At 64.5% G+C, this 15,125-nt stretch carries 16 protein-coding genes; 7 read left to right on the top strand and 9 right to left on the bottom strand.

The window, feature by feature from the left end; all coding sequences use genetic code 11:
* The first annotated feature begins 1 nt into the window (after position 1).
* The 4 genes from DIZ22_RS10950 to DIZ22_RS10935 all read left to right on the top strand — a co-directional run bounded on the left by DIZ22_RS10950 (position 2) and on the right by DIZ22_RS10935 (position 4,058).
* Positions 2 to 1,396: an L-serine ammonia-lyase gene (locus DIZ22_RS10950; RefSeq protein WP_048937372.1), complete on the top strand. Its 1,395-nt coding sequence runs from the start codon at positions 2 to 4 to the stop codon at positions 1,394 to 1,396.
* 177 nt (positions 1,397 to 1,573) lie between these two features.
* Positions 1,574 to 2,227, top strand: coding sequence for a porin family protein (locus tag DIZ22_RS10945; RefSeq protein ID WP_004211411.1), 654 nt, complete (start codon positions 1,574 to 1,576; stop codon positions 2,225 to 2,227).
* Between the two features lie 95 nt (positions 2,228 to 2,322).
* Positions 2,323 to 2,751: a thioesterase family protein gene (locus tag DIZ22_RS10940; protein WP_048937371.1), complete on the top strand. Its 429-nt coding sequence runs from the start codon at positions 2,323 to 2,325 to the stop codon at positions 2,749 to 2,751.
* Between the two features lie 206 nt (positions 2,752 to 2,957).
* Positions 2,958 to 4,058, top strand: a complete 1,101-nt coding sequence (locus DIZ22_RS10935) for a glycoside hydrolase family 43 protein (protein ID WP_234415745.1) — start codon at positions 2,958 to 2,960, stop codon at positions 4,056 to 4,058.
* A 57-nt stretch (positions 4,059 to 4,115) separates the two neighbouring features.
* On the opposite strand, the gene pyrF is transcribed toward DIZ22_RS10935, so the two are convergent.
* From pyrF to DIZ22_RS10900, 7 genes are all read right to left on the bottom strand, one after another.
* Positions 4,116 to 4,790: an orotidine-5'-phosphate decarboxylase gene (pyrF, locus tag DIZ22_RS10930; RefSeq protein ID WP_010337957.1), complete on the bottom strand. Its 675-nt coding sequence runs from the start codon at positions 4,788 to 4,790 to the stop codon at positions 4,116 to 4,118.
* Positions 4,787 to 5,125, bottom strand: a complete 339-nt coding sequence (locus DIZ22_RS10925) for a LapA family protein (protein ID WP_048937369.1) — start codon at positions 5,123 to 5,125, stop codon at positions 4,787 to 4,789. The genes pyrF and DIZ22_RS10925 overlap by 4 nt, the downstream gene beginning before the upstream one ends.
* Positions 5,126 to 5,193: 68 nt before the next feature.
* Positions 5,194 to 5,994: an aldose 1-epimerase gene (locus DIZ22_RS10920; RefSeq protein ID WP_240626848.1), complete on the bottom strand. Its 801-nt coding sequence runs from the start codon at positions 5,992 to 5,994 to the stop codon at positions 5,194 to 5,196.
* 53 nt (positions 5,995 to 6,047) lie between these two features.
* On the bottom strand, positions 6,048 to 7,460 hold the full coding sequence (locus DIZ22_RS10915; RefSeq protein ID WP_017501562.1) for a sugar porter family MFS transporter: 1,413 nt from the start codon (positions 7,458 to 7,460) through the stop codon (positions 6,048 to 6,050).
* Between the two features lie 29 nt (positions 7,461 to 7,489).
* Positions 7,490 to 8,365 carry an SMP-30/gluconolactonase/LRE family protein gene (locus DIZ22_RS10910; protein WP_048937367.1) on the bottom strand — a complete coding sequence of 292 codons (876 nt, stop codon included), beginning with the start codon at positions 8,363 to 8,365 and terminating at the stop codon, positions 7,490 to 7,492.
* A 1-nt stretch (position 8,366) separates the two neighbouring features.
* The gene (locus tag DIZ22_RS10905) at positions 8,367 to 9,125 is read right to left on the bottom strand and encodes an SDR family oxidoreductase (protein WP_048937366.1); all 759 of its coding nucleotides are present in this window, start codon (positions 9,123 to 9,125) and stop codon (positions 8,367 to 8,369) included.
* Positions 9,122 to 10,270, bottom strand: a complete 1,149-nt coding sequence (locus DIZ22_RS10900) for a fumarylacetoacetate hydrolase family protein (RefSeq protein ID WP_010337963.1) — start codon at positions 10,268 to 10,270, stop codon at positions 9,122 to 9,124. Before DIZ22_RS10900 ends, DIZ22_RS10905 begins: the two co-directional genes overlap by 4 nt.
* 223 nt (positions 10,271 to 10,493) lie before the next feature.
* Here DIZ22_RS10900 and DIZ22_RS10895 point away from each other — a divergent pair, with 223 nt between their 5' ends.
* The gene (locus tag DIZ22_RS10895) at positions 10,494 to 10,679 is read left to right on the top strand and encodes a hypothetical protein (RefSeq protein ID WP_004211421.1); all 186 of its coding nucleotides are present in this window, start codon (positions 10,494 to 10,496) and stop codon (positions 10,677 to 10,679) included.
* Positions 10,680 to 10,816: 137 nt separating this feature from the next.
* Here DIZ22_RS10895 and DIZ22_RS10890 read toward each other — a convergent pair whose 3' ends face one another.
* Positions 10,817 to 11,230, bottom strand: a complete 414-nt coding sequence (locus DIZ22_RS10890; protein WP_026109251.1) for an EF-hand domain-containing protein — start codon at positions 11,228 to 11,230, stop codon at positions 10,817 to 10,819.
* Positions 11,231 to 11,517: 287 nt separating this feature from the next.
* Between DIZ22_RS10890 and purB the strand changes: the two genes are divergently transcribed.
* Positions 11,518 to 12,834 (top strand): adenylosuccinate lyase, encoded by a 1,317-nt coding sequence (gene purB, locus DIZ22_RS10885; protein WP_048937364.1) that lies wholly within the window; start codon positions 11,518 to 11,520, stop codon positions 12,832 to 12,834.
* Positions 12,835 to 13,457: 623 nt separating this feature from the next.
* Entirely contained in the window at positions 13,458 to 13,781 is a 324-nt protein-coding gene (locus tag DIZ22_RS21800) for a hypothetical protein (RefSeq protein ID WP_137405452.1), read from the top strand.
* A gap of 221 nt (positions 13,782 to 14,002) precedes the next feature.
* Here the strand turns inward: DIZ22_RS21800 and DIZ22_RS10875 are convergent, their stop codons facing one another.
* Complete coding sequence (locus DIZ22_RS10875) at positions 14,003 to 15,076, bottom strand: LacI family DNA-binding transcriptional regulator (RefSeq protein WP_048937363.1); 1,074 nt, start codon at positions 15,074 to 15,076, stop codon at positions 14,003 to 14,005.
* Positions 15,077 to 15,125 lie beyond the last annotated feature (49 nt).

Below are 15,125 nucleotides of genomic sequence, written 5' to 3'. Positions count from 1 at the left end.
CGTGACCAAATCGCGCATCGACAGCGCCGCCGCGATCAGCGTGATGGATCTGTTCACCATCGGCATCGGCCCGTCCAGCTCGCACACGGTCGGGCCGATGCGCGCCGCGCTGATGTTCATGGATACGCTGCCGACCTGTCCGGTGCGCGTGCAGTGCGAACTTTACGGGTCGCTGGCGCTGACCGGCCGGGGCCATGCCACCGACAGCGCGATCCTGCTGGGCCTGTCGGGCCACAGCCCCGAAAATGTCGATCCCGATGCCATCCCCGCCATCCTTCAGGCGATCCGTGACGATGGCCGCATCCGCGCCGGCAGCGCCCATCTCGACTGGGTGCCGTTCGAGGAAGCGCGCGACCTTGTCTTCCGCATGGGCGAATTTCTGGAGGCACACAGCAACGGCATGCGCTTCACCGCCTGGCTGCCGGGCCGGGACGAACAGCTGGTGCGCGACTATTATTCGATCGGCGGCGGCGCGGTGCTGCCTGGCGCCATTCCCGCCGACCCGGATATTCCGCTCGGCCATAATGTGGTTCAGCCCTTTCCCTTCTCGTCCGGCGCCGAACTGCTGGCGCAGGGGGAGGCGACCGGCCTCAGCATCGCCACGCTGGTTCTCCGCAACGAGGGCGCCTGGCGCGCCCAGGGAGAGACCGAGGCCTTCCTCGACAGCGTGATCGACGCCATGTCCGCCTCGATCGATCGCGGCCTGAAAGAAGAGGGCCTGCTGCCCGGCGGGCTCAAGGTGCGCCGCCGGGCCAAGGCGATCCATAACAAGCTGCGGTTGCAGGGCGCCAGCGTCGGCCCCGCCCAGATCTTCGAATGGGTCAGCCTGTTCGCGCTGGCGGTGAATGAGGAAAATGCCGCCGGCGGCCGGGTCGTCACCGCACCCACCAACGGCGCGGCCGGTGTGATCCCGGCGGTGCTTCATTATTATCGCCGCTTCGTCCCCGGCGCCGATCGGGAAGGGGAGCGCCGCTTCCTTCTCACCACCGCCGCCATGGGCTTCCTCTACAAGAAGCGCGCCTCCATCTCGGCCGCCGAAATGGGCTGTCAGGGCGAAGTCGGCGTTGCCTGCTCGATGGCGGCGGCGGGTCTCGCCGCCGTGCTGGGCGGCACCAACAGCCAGGTCGAAAATGCCGCCGAGATCGGCATGGAACATAATCTGGGCCTCACCTGCGATCCGATCGGTGGCCTCGTCCAGATCCCCTGCATCGAACGCAACACCATGGGCGCGGTGAAGGCGATCAACGCCGCCTATCTCGCCCTCCAGGGCGATGGCCGCCATATCGTCAGCCTCGACGCGGTGATCGAGACGATGCGCCAGACCGGCGAGGATATGGCCAGCCGTTACAAGGAGACATCGCTTGGCGGTCTGGCCGTCAATGTCGTGGAATGCTGAAGGAAGGCGGCCTCATTTCGTCGCTCCCGGCCCACGGGAACGCGCCGAACTGAGCGGCTTTCGTGGCATTAATGCCACATTATCAGCTGTTTATCTGAGGTTCATGAAACAAATATGACCGCTCCGGCTTGAGCGTCTCACCCCCAAGGGGAAGAGAAAGACAACGGAGTGATGTTTATGCGTAAGTTGATGGTCGCCACTTTGCTGGCCGGTGGTGCAGTCGCCGCGCCGGCGCTCGCACAGGATGCCACCCCGACCTTCACCGGCCCGCGTGTCGAAGCGATCCTGGGCTATGACCATACCGGGGCCGGCAGCTCGATCGACAATGACAATGGCAGCGACGATCAGAAGATCGACGGCCTGCTCTATGGTGTCGGCGCGGGCTATGACGTGAATGTCGGCGGCGCCGTCGTCGGCGTCGAGGGCGAGTTCACCGACTCGACCGCCAAGAGCAGCCGCAACGACTTCACCGACCAGTTCGGCTATGGCCGCGTCAAGCAGGGCCGCGATCTCTATATCGGCGCCCGCGCCGGTATCCTCGCCGATCCTTCGACCCTCATCTATGTGAAGGGTGGCTACACCAACACCAAGCTGGGCGTGCTGGCCGGTGACACCAACCAGGTCACCGACACCTCGTTCAAGCTGGACGGCTGGCGCGTCGGCGGCGGCGTGGAGCGCGCGCTCAACGCCAACACCTTCGCCAAGATCGAATATCGCTACTCCAAATATGACAGCGCCCATATCGACTTCATGGACGGCTCGACCAGCAGCGAATTCGATGTCGACACCGATCGCCATCAGGTCGTCGCCTCGGTTGGCTGGCGCTTCTAAAACGATACGGAAAGGGGGCCGGTCACCGATCGGCCCCCTTTTTTGCAGCATCCGCCCATAGCCTCTATCAGCCGCCCTGCGGGGATGTTACTTACATGGTTGTGAGTAACGCGATTCCCCATCTGTACCCGGTTGGCATCCAGCCCGACGACATCGACTTCATGGGTCATGTCAACAATGCCAGCTACCTCAAGTGGGTGCAGGATGCCGTGCTCGACCATTGGCGCGCGCTCGCCCCGGCCGAGGCGGTGGCCCAGCATCTCTGGGTCGCGCTCAAGCATGAGATCACCTATCGCAAGCCAACCTTCCTGGATGATGAAGTGATCGCCACCGTCCTCCTCGAAAAGGTGCAGGGCGCCCGTGCCTTCTACGAAACCGTGATCCGCCGTGGCGAAGAAGTGCTGGCCGAGGTCAAGTCGAGCTGGTGCTGCGTCGATGCCTCCACCCTGCGCCCGGCCCGCATTGCCCGCGAAGTGATGCAGCATTTCTTCGCGCCCGACGACAGCGGCACCAGCGCCGACTGATCCCAACCCATGAATGGCAGGGTTGCAGCGCGGGAACCCGCTTGACCCATGCGCGGATGTTTGCATTAGTCCGACAAATAAAGGGCCGGTGACGGGGCGGCGAAGAGCGCCGTCCGCTGCGGCCCTGTCGGCGAAGCGCGTCTGTCGATCATCATGCGCTCGCCCGATGGATGAGGGAGAGGGCGTTGATGCGGTGGCAGTCGGGAATGACATATCTGGGGTTTGGCCTGCTGCTGGGCAGCGCCACCATGGCGATCGCGGCCCCCGCCACGCCGCCGCGCCAGCTCGACATCGTCAAAAGCATCGCCAAGGGCAAGCCGGAAGCGAAGGACGAAGCCAGCGCCCGGACGTCCTACCTCCTCGTCTATTTCAAGGACGAGACCCACTCGCTGCATTTCGCGACCTCGGCGGACGGCTACAGCTTCACCGACGTCAATGACGGTGCGCCGGTCCTCAATGGCCGCGATGTCGCCGAACAGAAGGGCATCCGCGATCCCTATATCATGCGCGGCCCGGACAATGCCTTCTACCTCGCCATGACCGACCTGCATATTTTCGCCAGGCGCGAAGGGCTGCGCGATACCGACTGGCAGCGGCCGACCGACAGCTATGGCTGGGGCAATAACCGCTCGATGATCTTCATGAAATCCTATGATCTCACCCATTGGACGCTGGCGTCCGTGACCATCGATCAATTGTTCAAGTCGACCGCCAATGCCGGCACCGCCTGGGCGCCGGAAATGATCTATGATCCCGACAAGTGCAAGATCATGGTCTATTTCAGCACCCGCAACGGCAAGGAGACCGACCATATGGTCTATGCCTATGCGGATGACGCCTTCACCACGCTGACCAGCGAACCGCGCGACCTGTTCACCTATCCCAAGGCCGGCATCGGCACGATCGATGGCGATATCACCAGGGTCGGCGATCGCTACCGCCTCTTCTATGTCGCGCATGACAAGCCTGGCCATCTGCGTCAGGCGACCTCATCGCGCATGGATGGCGGCTATGTCTTCGATCCCGCCAAGATCGACCCGGAAACGGTCGGCACCGAAGCGCCCAATTTGTGGCGGCGCCACGGCACCGACACCTATGTGCTGATGTATGATGTGTTCGGCGCCAAGCCGGTCAACAATATGGGCTTTTCGGAGACGGAGGATTTCGTCCATTTCCGCGACATCGGCCATTTCAACGCGCCGGGATCGCCGATGAAGGCGACCAACTTCACCCAGCCCAAGCACGGCGCCGTCATCCCGATCACCCCGGCAGAAGCGGAGCGGCTGAAAACCTATTTCCAGAAATAGGGGGCAGGGGAGGATCGCACCGGATCGGCTCAGCGCCGCCGGTGCGATCCGCCATCCTTACAGCGTCGCTTCGATCGCGCGCGCCGCCTGGTCGGGATCTTCGGCCTGGCTGATCGGGCGACCGATCACCAGCATCGACGCGCCCCGGTCCAGCGCCTCGCGCGGGGTCACGGCGCGCTTCTGGTCGCCCATGGCGCCGCCCGCCGGACGCACGCCGGGCACGACGAAATAGCCGTCGGGCCAGATCTTCTTGACCAGTGCGACCTCCTCGCCGGAACAGACGATGCCATCGAGGCCGGCGTCCCGCGCCAGTTCGGCGAGGCGCGTCACCTGTTCCTCGGCCGCGCCATTGACGCCGATGTCGTTAAGGTCGCCATTGTCGAGGCTGGTGAGCACCGTCACCGCCACCACCTTGGTCTTGGTGCCGGCCGCCGCCTTCGCATCCTCCAGCATCGCCCGGCCGCCGGCCGCATGGACCGTCAGCACCGCCGGCTCCAGCCCGTGCAGCGCCTGCACCGCCTTGGCCACCGTATTGGGAATGTCGTGCAGCTTGAGGTCGAGGAAGATCGGCAGGCCGAACTTCATCATCTCATGCACGCCATGATGGCCATTGGCGCAGAAGAACTCCAGCCCCAGCTTCAGCCCGCCGACATGGTTGCGGACCTGCCCGGCCAGATGCTGGGCCTTGGCAAGGTCGGGCGTGTCGATGGCGACATAGATCGGGCTGCTCATGCTTGTCCTGTAGGGGTAAGGGGCGACGGCGTGGCGTCGGGCAAGATCGGGGTTGTCACCGTCACAGGCGTGGCCGGCGCGGCGGAAGCGGTTGCGGCGACCAGCGCACGCTCGGTGCTCTCCAGGCGGCGCTTCATGCGCCAGCGCGTCGCGCGGGCCATGATCCAGAAGGGCATGGCGCCCAGCAGGAATGCGCCGATCAGAAGCACCGGCAATTTGGTTTCCATCACCATGTCGCCCCACAGGCGCACGGTCACGGGGACATAGTTCGCCATGCAGAAGAAGGCGAGGGCGACGGCGATGACGACCCAGAAGGCAGTCCGCAGAAATTGCATCGGCGATCCTCTCGCTGCTGATAGGGCGGTCAGCCTAGGCGATTTTGGCGAAGGGCGAAAGCGCCTGTTCAGATTTCGCGGATGGCGACCATCATCGACAGGCTTTGCGTGGCGCCTGGCGCCAGCATCGCCATGCCCACGGGCCGGTTGATCGCGTCCGGCATATGGCTGACCGGCTCCAGGCAGAAGAAGTCACCGGCGGGCGGGCGGAAGACATGCAGCCAGTCCGCACCCTGCGCCGTCAAGGTCAGGCGGATGCCGTCGCCGCGATCGACCAGCGCCACATGGTCCCAGCCGCCATGGACATTGTCGATCAGGCTGTCGCCGGTCACGCGCGCGCCCTGCGACCAGTCGCCCAGCGCATCGGCCGACACTTCCCGTTCGGGCAGCATGTCGGGGGAGGAGAGCCAGAGCGTGTCGGCGTGGAAGCGCAGCATCGTGTCGCCGTCCAGCGCGAAATAGGGATGGAAGCCAAGGCCGCAGGGCATCGCGCTGTCGCCCAGATTCTGCACCAGCAGCGTGACATCCAGCGCATCCTCGCCCAGCCGCACATGCTGCTGTGCGCGCCAGGCCCAGGGCCAGCCCGCATCGCCGTCATGCGTCTGTTCCAGCCTGACGTTATGGCCCGACTGTTCCAGCACATGCCACGGCCGCTGCCAGCCAAAACCATGGATGCTGTGGGGATGGTCGCCGAAATTGAGCGGCAACTGATAGCTTTGCCCGTCCACGCTATAGCGCCCATGGGCGATGCGGTTGGCATAGGGCACCAGCGGGAAGCTGGCCATGTCCAGCGGATCATGGCTGTCCTGCGGCGCGCGGCGCAGCAGGGCCACGCCGTCGCGATCGAAGGACAGGATCGACCCGCCAATGTCAGGGGCGAGCGCGCAACTGAGCGCGCCCGCCTTCAGGGTGACGATCTTGCTCAGCCGACCATGTCCTCAAGCTCGCGGCCCTTGGTCTCATGGACCATAGCGCGCACGAAGAAGAAGGAAATGGCGGCAAACAGGGCATAGCCGGTATAGGTCACGACCAGGCCCGGCGACACGGCGAGCGAGGGGAAGCTGACCGAGATCGCCGCATTGGCGATCCACTGGGCAAAGCCGGCGACGGCCAGGCCCGAACCACGGATCTGGTTCGGGAACATCTCGCCCAGCATCACCCACATGATCGGACCCCAGCTCAGGTTGAAGAAGATCACATAGAGGTTCGCCGCGATCAGCGCCATCAGGCCATTATGGCCCGGCAGCACCACGCCGCCATCCGCGCCGGTGACGGCGGTGGAGAAGGCATAGGCGACGATCGCCAGCGTCACCGCCATGCCGGCGGAGCCGATCAGCAGCAGCGGCTTGCGGCCGATCTTGTCGACCAGCATGATCGTGCCCAGGCACGCGCCGATCGACAGCACGCCCGACAGGATGTTGATCTGCAGCGCATTATCCTCGGAAAAGCCGACGGCTTCCCACAGGGTGGCGCCATAATAGAAGACGACGTTGATGCCGACCAGCTGCTGGAACACGGCCAGGCCAATGCCGGCCCACACGATCGGGCGCACCTTGCCGCTGGCCTTGTCGATCAGGTCACTGAGCTTGGGGCGGTGATGATCGGCGGCCAGGCTGGCGCGGATCTCGGTAACCTTGCGATTGGCTTCCTCGGCACCGAACAGCTTGGTCAGGACCGCGCGGGCGCGTTCGTCCTGGCCGCGCGCGACCAGATAGCGGGGGCTTTCCGGGATCACCAGCAGCGCCAGGAAATAGATGGCGGCCGGGATCGCCTGCAGCCAGAACATCCAGCGCCAGGCCGGGAAGTCGAGCCACAAGGGCGCGGTCGAACCGCCGGCATAGCGGGCCAGCACGAAATTGGCGACGAACGCGCCAGTGAGGCCGGAAATGATCATCACCTGCTGCACGCTCGACAGCCGGCCGCGGATCGATGCGGGGGTGACTTCGGAGATATAGACCGGCGAGATGACGCTCGCCGCGCCCACGCCCAGGCCGCCGATGATGCGGGCGATGATGAAGATGGCGGAGGAACCGGCGGCACCGGCCAGCAGCGCGCTCACCAGGAACAGGATCGCCGCCAGCATCATCACGCCGCGACGGCCGATGATGTCGGCCATGCGGCCTGCGCCGAACGCGCCGATCGACGACCCGACCAGGATCGCGCCGACATTGACGCCGATGCCCAGCTTGCCCAGGTCGAAGGCGGCTTCCAGCCCCTTCTGGGTGCCGTTGATGACGCCCGAATCATAACCGAACATGAAACCGCCGATCGTGGCGACGGCCACGATGGCTGCGATGAAGGCCATATTGACCTTCCCGGCGCTCCCCTCACTCATCTGCTTGTCCTTCCAGCTCTCTATTTCTTCTATATCGTGGCGACATGGCCCGGCAGCCCCGCGACGCCGGCGTCGAAGGCGAACAGATCGCCTGCCAGGGGCTGTTCTGTCAACGCTGTCACATCCAGTCCCTTGCGCGCCGTCGTGGCATAGGTCGTCATCAGCTCCGGGCCGCCAAAGGCGATCTTGGTGATGTTGGCGACGGGGAAGCGGATTTCCCGCATCAGCCGCCCGGCCGGATCATAGCGGCGCACCGCCCATCCGCCGAACAGCCCGGTCCACAGACAGCCTTCGGCATCGACCGTGGGGCCATCGGGATAGCCCGCGCCATCCTCGATCCGGGTGAACAGGGTGGCGGCGCCGGCGACGCCATCGGCATCGACCGGGCATTGCCAGATGGCGCGACCCAGCGTGTCGGTATGATAGAGGATGCGCCCGTCGGGCGAGAGGGCAGGGCCGTTGGTGATCGACACGGCGGCCAGCCCGCTCTCGACCAGGTCGCCGCGATGCAGCCGATAGAAACGGCCGCTTTCCTCTTCCTCCGCATCGTCCATCGACCCGAACCACAGGGCCCCGCCGGGTGCCACCGTGGCGTCGTTCAGCCGGTTGCCCGGCCGATGCGCCTCGGGCGCGTGGAGCAGGGTGAAGGCGCCGCTCTTCGGATCGAAGCGATGCACGCCCGATTGCAGGCCGACCGCGAACAGCCCGTCGTCGGTCGGCACGATCCAGCCGACCTGGCCCGGCGTGGTCCAGCTCTTGGACACGTCCAGCGCCGGGTCGAAGCGGTGGATCGCATGGCCCTTGATATCGACGAACCACAAGGCCGCCTCGCGTTCGACCCAGATCGGCCCTTCGCCCAGTATCGCCCCGACCGACAGGACGCTGCGCGGTGCGGCGTCGCTCATATCAGCGCCAGCCGGCGTCGATGAAATAGTCATGGCCGGTGCAATAGCGCGCATCGTCCGACGACAGGAACATGGCCAGCGCGGCGACGTCGACCGGCAGGATGCGGCCGTCCAGGCACTGGGCCGCGACGATCTCGGCCTCGCCTTCGGGCGTGTACCATTTTTCCTGGCGCAGCGTCTTCACATTGCCCGGAATGATCGTGTTGACGCGGATATTGTCGCGGCCAAGGTCGCGGGCCAGGCTGCGCGTCAGCCCCTCGATCGCCGCCTTGGCGGTCTGGTAGAGGATGAGGTCGGGCAGGGCGAGGTGCCAGCTGATCGAACCGAAGTTCAGGATCACGCCGCCGCCCGCGCGCTTCATCGCCGGGATCGCCGCCTGCGCCGCGAAGAACTGGTGGCGCAGATTGACCGCCATCCGCTCGTCCCAATAGGCCTGGGTCACATCCTCGATCGTGTGGCGATCGTCATTGGCGGCGTTGTTGATCAATATGTCGATCCCGCCCAGTTCCGCCTCGACCCGCGCCATCATCGCCTGCAGCGCGTCGATGTCGCGCAGGTCGCAGGCGTGGAAGATCGGGGTGAAGGCGCAGCCGCTCAGCCGTGCGGCCAGCGCCTCGCTCTCGGGGATGGCGATGTCGCAGAAGGCGACATGCGCGCCCTGCATCGCATAGGCTTCGACCAGCCCTTCGCCGATGCCGCTGCCGCCGCCGCTGATGAAGACCCGCTTGCCCTTCAGGCTCGGGTAGATGGCGCGGCTCATGCAGTTTCTTTCTGGTCGACGGCCGAGAGCAGACCGCGCCCGGCAAGATTGGTCATCAGCGCGGTCAGGCCAAAGGTCCAGGGTGCGGCGTCCTTCGACGTCACCACCGGATTGATCAGCTTGCCCAGGCGCGGGGTGGAGATGGCAACGATGTCACCGACCTTGTGGGTAAAGCCGCGACCTTCCTCATCACGGTCCTGCACCGGCGCGAACAACGTGCCCAGGAAAAGGGCGAAGCCATCAGGATATTGATGTTCGGACAGGGTCTGGCGCACCAGTTCCAGCGGATCGCGGCTGATCTGGTCCATCCGGCTCGTGCCTTCGAGCATATAGCCTTCCGGCCCCTCGATGGTCAGGCCGACTTCGGCATTGCGCACATCGTCGATGGTGAAGTCGCCGTCGAACAGGCGGACGAGCGGGCCGAGCGAGCAGGACGCATTATTGTCCTTCGCCTTGCCCAGCAGCAGGGCGGAACGGCCCTCGAAATCGCGCAGGTTGACGTCATTGCCCAGCGTCGCACCCACGGCCTGGCCATCGGCATTGACCAGCAGCACGACCTCGGGTTCGGGATTGTTCCAGGTGGAATCGGACCGGATGCCGATTTCCGCCATCGGGCCGACCGTCGCCAGCACCGGTGCCTTGGTGAAGACTTCCGCATCCGGGCCGATCGCGACCTCCAGATATTGCGACCACAGGCCGTCCTCGATCAGCGCGGCCTTGAGCGCAGCGGCTTCCTCGGTGCCCGGCACCACGGCGCGGATCGATCCGCCCACCCGCTCTTCCAGGCGGCCACGGATTTCGGCGGCAGCGCCGGCATCGCCGCGCGCCCGTTCCTCGATCACGCGCTCCAGCGCCGACAGGGCAAAGGTTACGCCACAGGCCTTGACGCATTGCAGGTCGACCGGGCTCAGCAGGGCCGCCTCGATCGCGTCCAGATCGCCGATCTTCTCGCCATCGGTGGCGGCGACGAAGGGCAGCTTCTCGACCAGCTGGGCGCTGGTCGGCGCGATCGCGCTCATGTCGTACACGATGCCCTGCGACACCAGGATCGGGCTCGGGCCCGCGTTCGTCTGGATGCGGCCCAGGAAAAGCCCGGTCCGCCAGTCATGCGGCAGACAGTCAAGCAAGGCGGTATCCCCCGGCATCATCTTCTCCTATGCACCTGGTTGTTGATTGATAGCGCTACCAACATGGAAGGGCGGTGCAAGTCAAGACCCTCTGGTGAAAATCGCTCGCAGCGTCGGGGCGTCGGGGCTTTGCTGGCCGCGGGTCAGGCGTCATGGCGTGCGCGTGGCACGGCGAATTTCCGGCCTTGCCGCTACGTCAGCCCTTTTCAGTCCCGCCGGGCTGCGGCATAGAAGGGGGACTATGAAGAAGAACCAAGAGAGCGTGCCGGACGCCGGCGCAGAAGCCCTCCAGCCAGAGGATAATGCCCCCGATCTTGCCGATGCGGCGCGCAAGTCTGCCGGAAAGGCCGTGTGGATGGGCACTGCCGTGGGCATCGGTTCGGCCGCGATCGTCGCTGCCCTGCTCTATACCAAGAAGCGTCGCTGAACCGGTCGGGGTCTGTTTCCGGCCCCGCGACCATCCGCGATCAAAAAAAGGAGGCGGCATGTTCTGTGACATGCCGCCCCGGTGCGACCCGCTTGGGGTTCTGTATTTTCCCTGCCTTCGTGACGGGAAGGGAATATTTATGCGCCCGCGCTGCCGCTCAGATAGCTGATCAGTTCGGGCTTGCTGACCGATATGCTCTTGTCGGCATCGGCAGTGGTGAAGGCGCCGCTGGCCCAGGCAGTGACTTCGGCCGGCGGCAGCGTCTTGCCGGTGGCCTTCATCTCCTGATCCTTGAGGGCCACCATCCAGCGCGAAAACTCGCCCTGGTCCAGCTGTCCGTCCTTGTTCGTGTCATAGGCCGGGAATTCCGACTCGACGATCGCGGCGACCGAATTGGCCGGGTTTGCCGGCTGCGCGGCCTGCGGTTCTGCCGGGCTCGCGGGCGCGGCCGGTTGCGCGGCCTGTGCTGCCGGATCGGCCGGCGCAGCCTGCTGCGCCAAAGCGGGCGCTGCGACCAGCATGGCGCTCGTCAGAAGCAAGGTGCGGATCATGGCGACATCCTTTATATCATTGAAACGCGCAGGGCCTGCACTGGGCGCCTGCTTTGGCTTCATGCCTTAATTGCCATGACATAATACATGAAGACTAGGAAAAGTTCCTGAATATCGGTTCATCTACGCATTTGGACTTATGAAATGCTTCGGTTCGACTGTCTTTGCTTGGATAATTGCGGCCGGATGAGGCGCGCGCGGGGCAGGGGAGCCTCCTCAATTGCCCCAAAGGGCGCAGGCTGCTAGGCGGCGCGGCAATATCCACCCTCCAGCCGCAGGATTCGCCCATGGTCCCCCGCTATTCCCGTCCCGCAATGACCGCCCTCTGGGAGCCGGAAGCCCGCTTCAAGATCTGGTTCGAGATCGAGGCGCACGCGACCGAGAAGCTGGGCGAACTGGGCGTCGTCCCGCCGTCGGCCGCCAAGGCGCTGTGGGACTGGTGGGCCACCAACCCCGCGATCGACGTGCCCGCGATCGACGCGATCGAAGCCGTCACCAAGCATGACGTCATCGCCTTCCTGACCTGGGTCGCCGAACAGGTGGGCGACGAAGCCCGCTTCATGCACCAGGGCATGACCAGCTCCGACGTGCTCGACACCTGCCTGGCCGTGCAGCTGACCCGCGCCGCCGACCTGCTGATCGAGGATCTCGACAAGCTGCTCGACGTCATCAAGCGCCGCGCCTTCGAGCATAAGCTGACCCCGACCATCGGCCGCAGCCACGGCATCCATGCCGAACCGGTCACCTTCGGCCTCAAGATGGCCGAAGCCTATGCCGAATTTTCGCGCTGCAAGACCCGCCTGGTCGCGGCGCGCGAGGAAGTCGCCACCTGCGCCATTTCGGGCGCGGTCGGCACCTTCGCCAATATCGATCCGCGCGTCGAGGAACATGTGGCGCAAAAGCTCGGCCTCGCGATCGAGCCGGTCTCGACCCAGGTGATCCCGCGCGATCGCCACGCCATGTTCTTCGCGACGCTCGGCGTCATCGCCTCCTCGATCGAACGCCTCGCCGTCGAGGTCCGCCACCTGCAGCGCACCGAAGTGCTGGAAGCAGAGGAATATTTCTCGCCCGGCCAGAAGGGCTCGTCGGCCATGCCGCACAAGCGCAACCCGGTCCTCACCGAAAACCTCACCGGCCTCGCCCGCATGGTGCGCAGCTATGCGCTGCCCGCCATGGAAAATGTGGCGCTCTGGCATGAGCGCGACATCTCGCACTCCTCGGTCGAGCGCTATATCGGCCCCGACGCCACCATCACCCTCGACTTCGCGCTCGGCCGCCTGACCGGCGTGATCGATAAGCTGCTCGTCTACCCCGAGCGGATGATGAAGAATCTCGACAAGATGGGCGGCCTCGTCCACTCGCAGCGCGTGCTGCTGGCCCTGACCCAGGCCGGCGTCAGCCGCGAAGACAGCTATCGCTACGTCCAGCGCAACGCGATGAAGGTCTGGGAATCCGACGGCCAGCTCTCGCTGCTCGAACTGCTCAAGGCCGACGAAGATGTCGCCAAGGCATTGAGCGCGCAGGAAATCGAGGACAAGTTCAACCTCGACTATCATTTCCGCCAGGTCGACACCATCTTCGCCCGCGTCTTCGGCGAAGCCTGACACCGCGCACGGCCAGCGCCGCGCGACAGTAAAGAAAAGGGCGCCCGACCACCCGGTCCGGCGCCCTTTTGCGTCCTTGCGAGCATGGCGAAGTCATGACGATAACGGGTTTTGACCGCTGACGACCAAGCGGTGCCCTCACCATCGTCGTCATCCCGGAGTTGATCCGGGATCCATTCAACGCTCCCCATCCGTCGTAGCGCAGAATGGATCCTGACTTTCGTCAGGATGACACCTGCTGTCACTGGCAAGAAACGACCAAGAGCGACGGTAAATTCCTACCCTTTCAGGGTAGGATGGTCTGGAAGCGATCAGAAGCGGCCCATCCCATCATCGTCACCCTGAACTTGTTTCAGGGGCCATTCCTCCCAATAGACCAATGGCTTGTTAGGCTTGATGGATGCTGAAACAAGTTCAGCATGACGTAGGTGGGATGGCCGCAACCCACCCTCGATTGCTGTCCACAGAGCCGATCGCTACAAAGCGCTCCCCGCAGCGACCTGTCCGCTTATGGCCGGAAAAGCTGCCCGGCGCGACACGACCAAAAATTGCCTTTTACGTTTCTGTATCGGGCGTCCAAAAGCGGACATCTTGCCGAGCATTGTCTGGCAACCGGCGGAACGATGAGTAAAGCCATGAATGAAAGCGTAATTATCCGCGCAAGCATCCGACTTTTATCGACGATAGAAGGAGGGCGAAGGCATGCGATCAGCGGAAGTTACCGTCCGAACCATAATTTCTTTGAGCCGTTGGACCTCGAAATGGCAAGGGGTTCGATTGATGTGCCAAATGGAAAGGAATTAAGACCGGGCGAGAGTGCTGAGTTTCTAATCGAGTTGTTTATTGGACCTCAGCATCAAGCGGAAATTTATCCCGGCCGAAAGTGGCGCATTCAAGAGGGCGCGACATTGGTAGGATGGGGAACCGTCAAAGAAGTCCTATCATGAGGAAGTTGAAGGGGGGCGATGGCAAAAATTGCCCCTCAACGCTCGAAACCCGCCATTCCGCTTCCCACCCAAACCTGTCCTACACCCAGCCAACCCTGCTACACCGGGCCCAGGCTCTTTCCCATCGTCCGCGCACCATCCATCCTCGCAAGAAGATTTCCAACGCGCGCATGAAAATGTCGCAATGTGCAGGAAATATGCGAAGTTAAGCGCTGCTGATCCTATTTTCGGCCCTTGTGCTTGGGGCGCAATCGCGGCGCCGCGTCGGACTGGCGGCGGACCAGTTCATAGTCCAGCAGCATGTGCGGCGGGCCATCCTCGCTCTGGGTGCGGCGGCCCTTGATGTGGCGGACCAGCAGGTCGACCGCCGCCCGCGACATGGCGCTGATCGGCTGGCGGATGGTGGTCAGTTCCGGCCAGATGGTGGTGGCGAGCGAGGTATCGTCGAAGCCGCAGACGGTGAGGTCGCCCGGCACGTCCAGCCCGTTGCGATGGGCGATCGCCACCGTCGCGGCGGCCATGTCGTCATTGCTGGCGAAGATGGCGGTCGGCGGATTGTCCCGCGCCAATATATGCTCGGCCGCGTCCAGGCCGGATCGGTAGGTGAAGAAGCCCTGTTCCACCAGCGCATCGTCCAGCGCGATGCCGGCTTCGCCCAGCGCGCGGATATAGCCCTGATACCGTTCCTCGCTGGCGCTCAGGTTCGGATGCCCCTTGATGAAGCCGATGCGGTTATGGCCAAGGCCAATCAGGTGCCGGGTCATTTCATAGGCCGCGCCCCGGTCGTCGATGCTGACCGCGGCCAGGCTGGCCGGCGCATGGCCGGTCGCCACCACGACGGCGGGGATGCCCGCCTCGCGCAGGGCATCGATCATCGCTTCATGGTCGCACAGCGGCGGCGGCAGCACGACGCCGTCGATCCGGCCGCGCACCAGATGGTCGACCACCGCCTTGATCGCGGTCTGCTCGTCCCATTTCTCGACGACCAGGTCGATGCCGGCACGGCTCGACTGGTCGAGGCTCCCGACCAGAAATTCCGACAGATAGGATGCCGACGGGTTGGAATAGAGCAGGCCGATCCGCGTCTCGTCGCCGCCCGCCAGGCTGCGCGCGGCGGCGCTGGGGGAGTAGTTGAGCGCGGCGATCGCCGCCTCCACCTTCTCCTTGGTCGCCGCCCGCACCACCTGTTCACCGTTGATCACCCGCGACACCGTCATCGGCGAAACGCCGGCATGTTTCGCCACATCGTTGATGGTGGGCGCGTTGCGCTGGCGGCGGGAACTTCTGGCTTCCATCAGTTTTTCGGGGCCTTCGACATGGGGCTAAACCTCTCTGCTAGCGGGA

Source organism: Sphingobium sp. LF-16, assembly GCF_003711185.1.
In the GTDB taxonomy this organism is placed as follows: domain Bacteria; phylum Pseudomonadota; class Alphaproteobacteria; order Sphingomonadales; family Sphingomonadaceae; genus Sphingobium; species Sphingobium yanoikuyae_A.
This window is presented reverse-complemented; position numbering and strand designations above follow the sequence as displayed.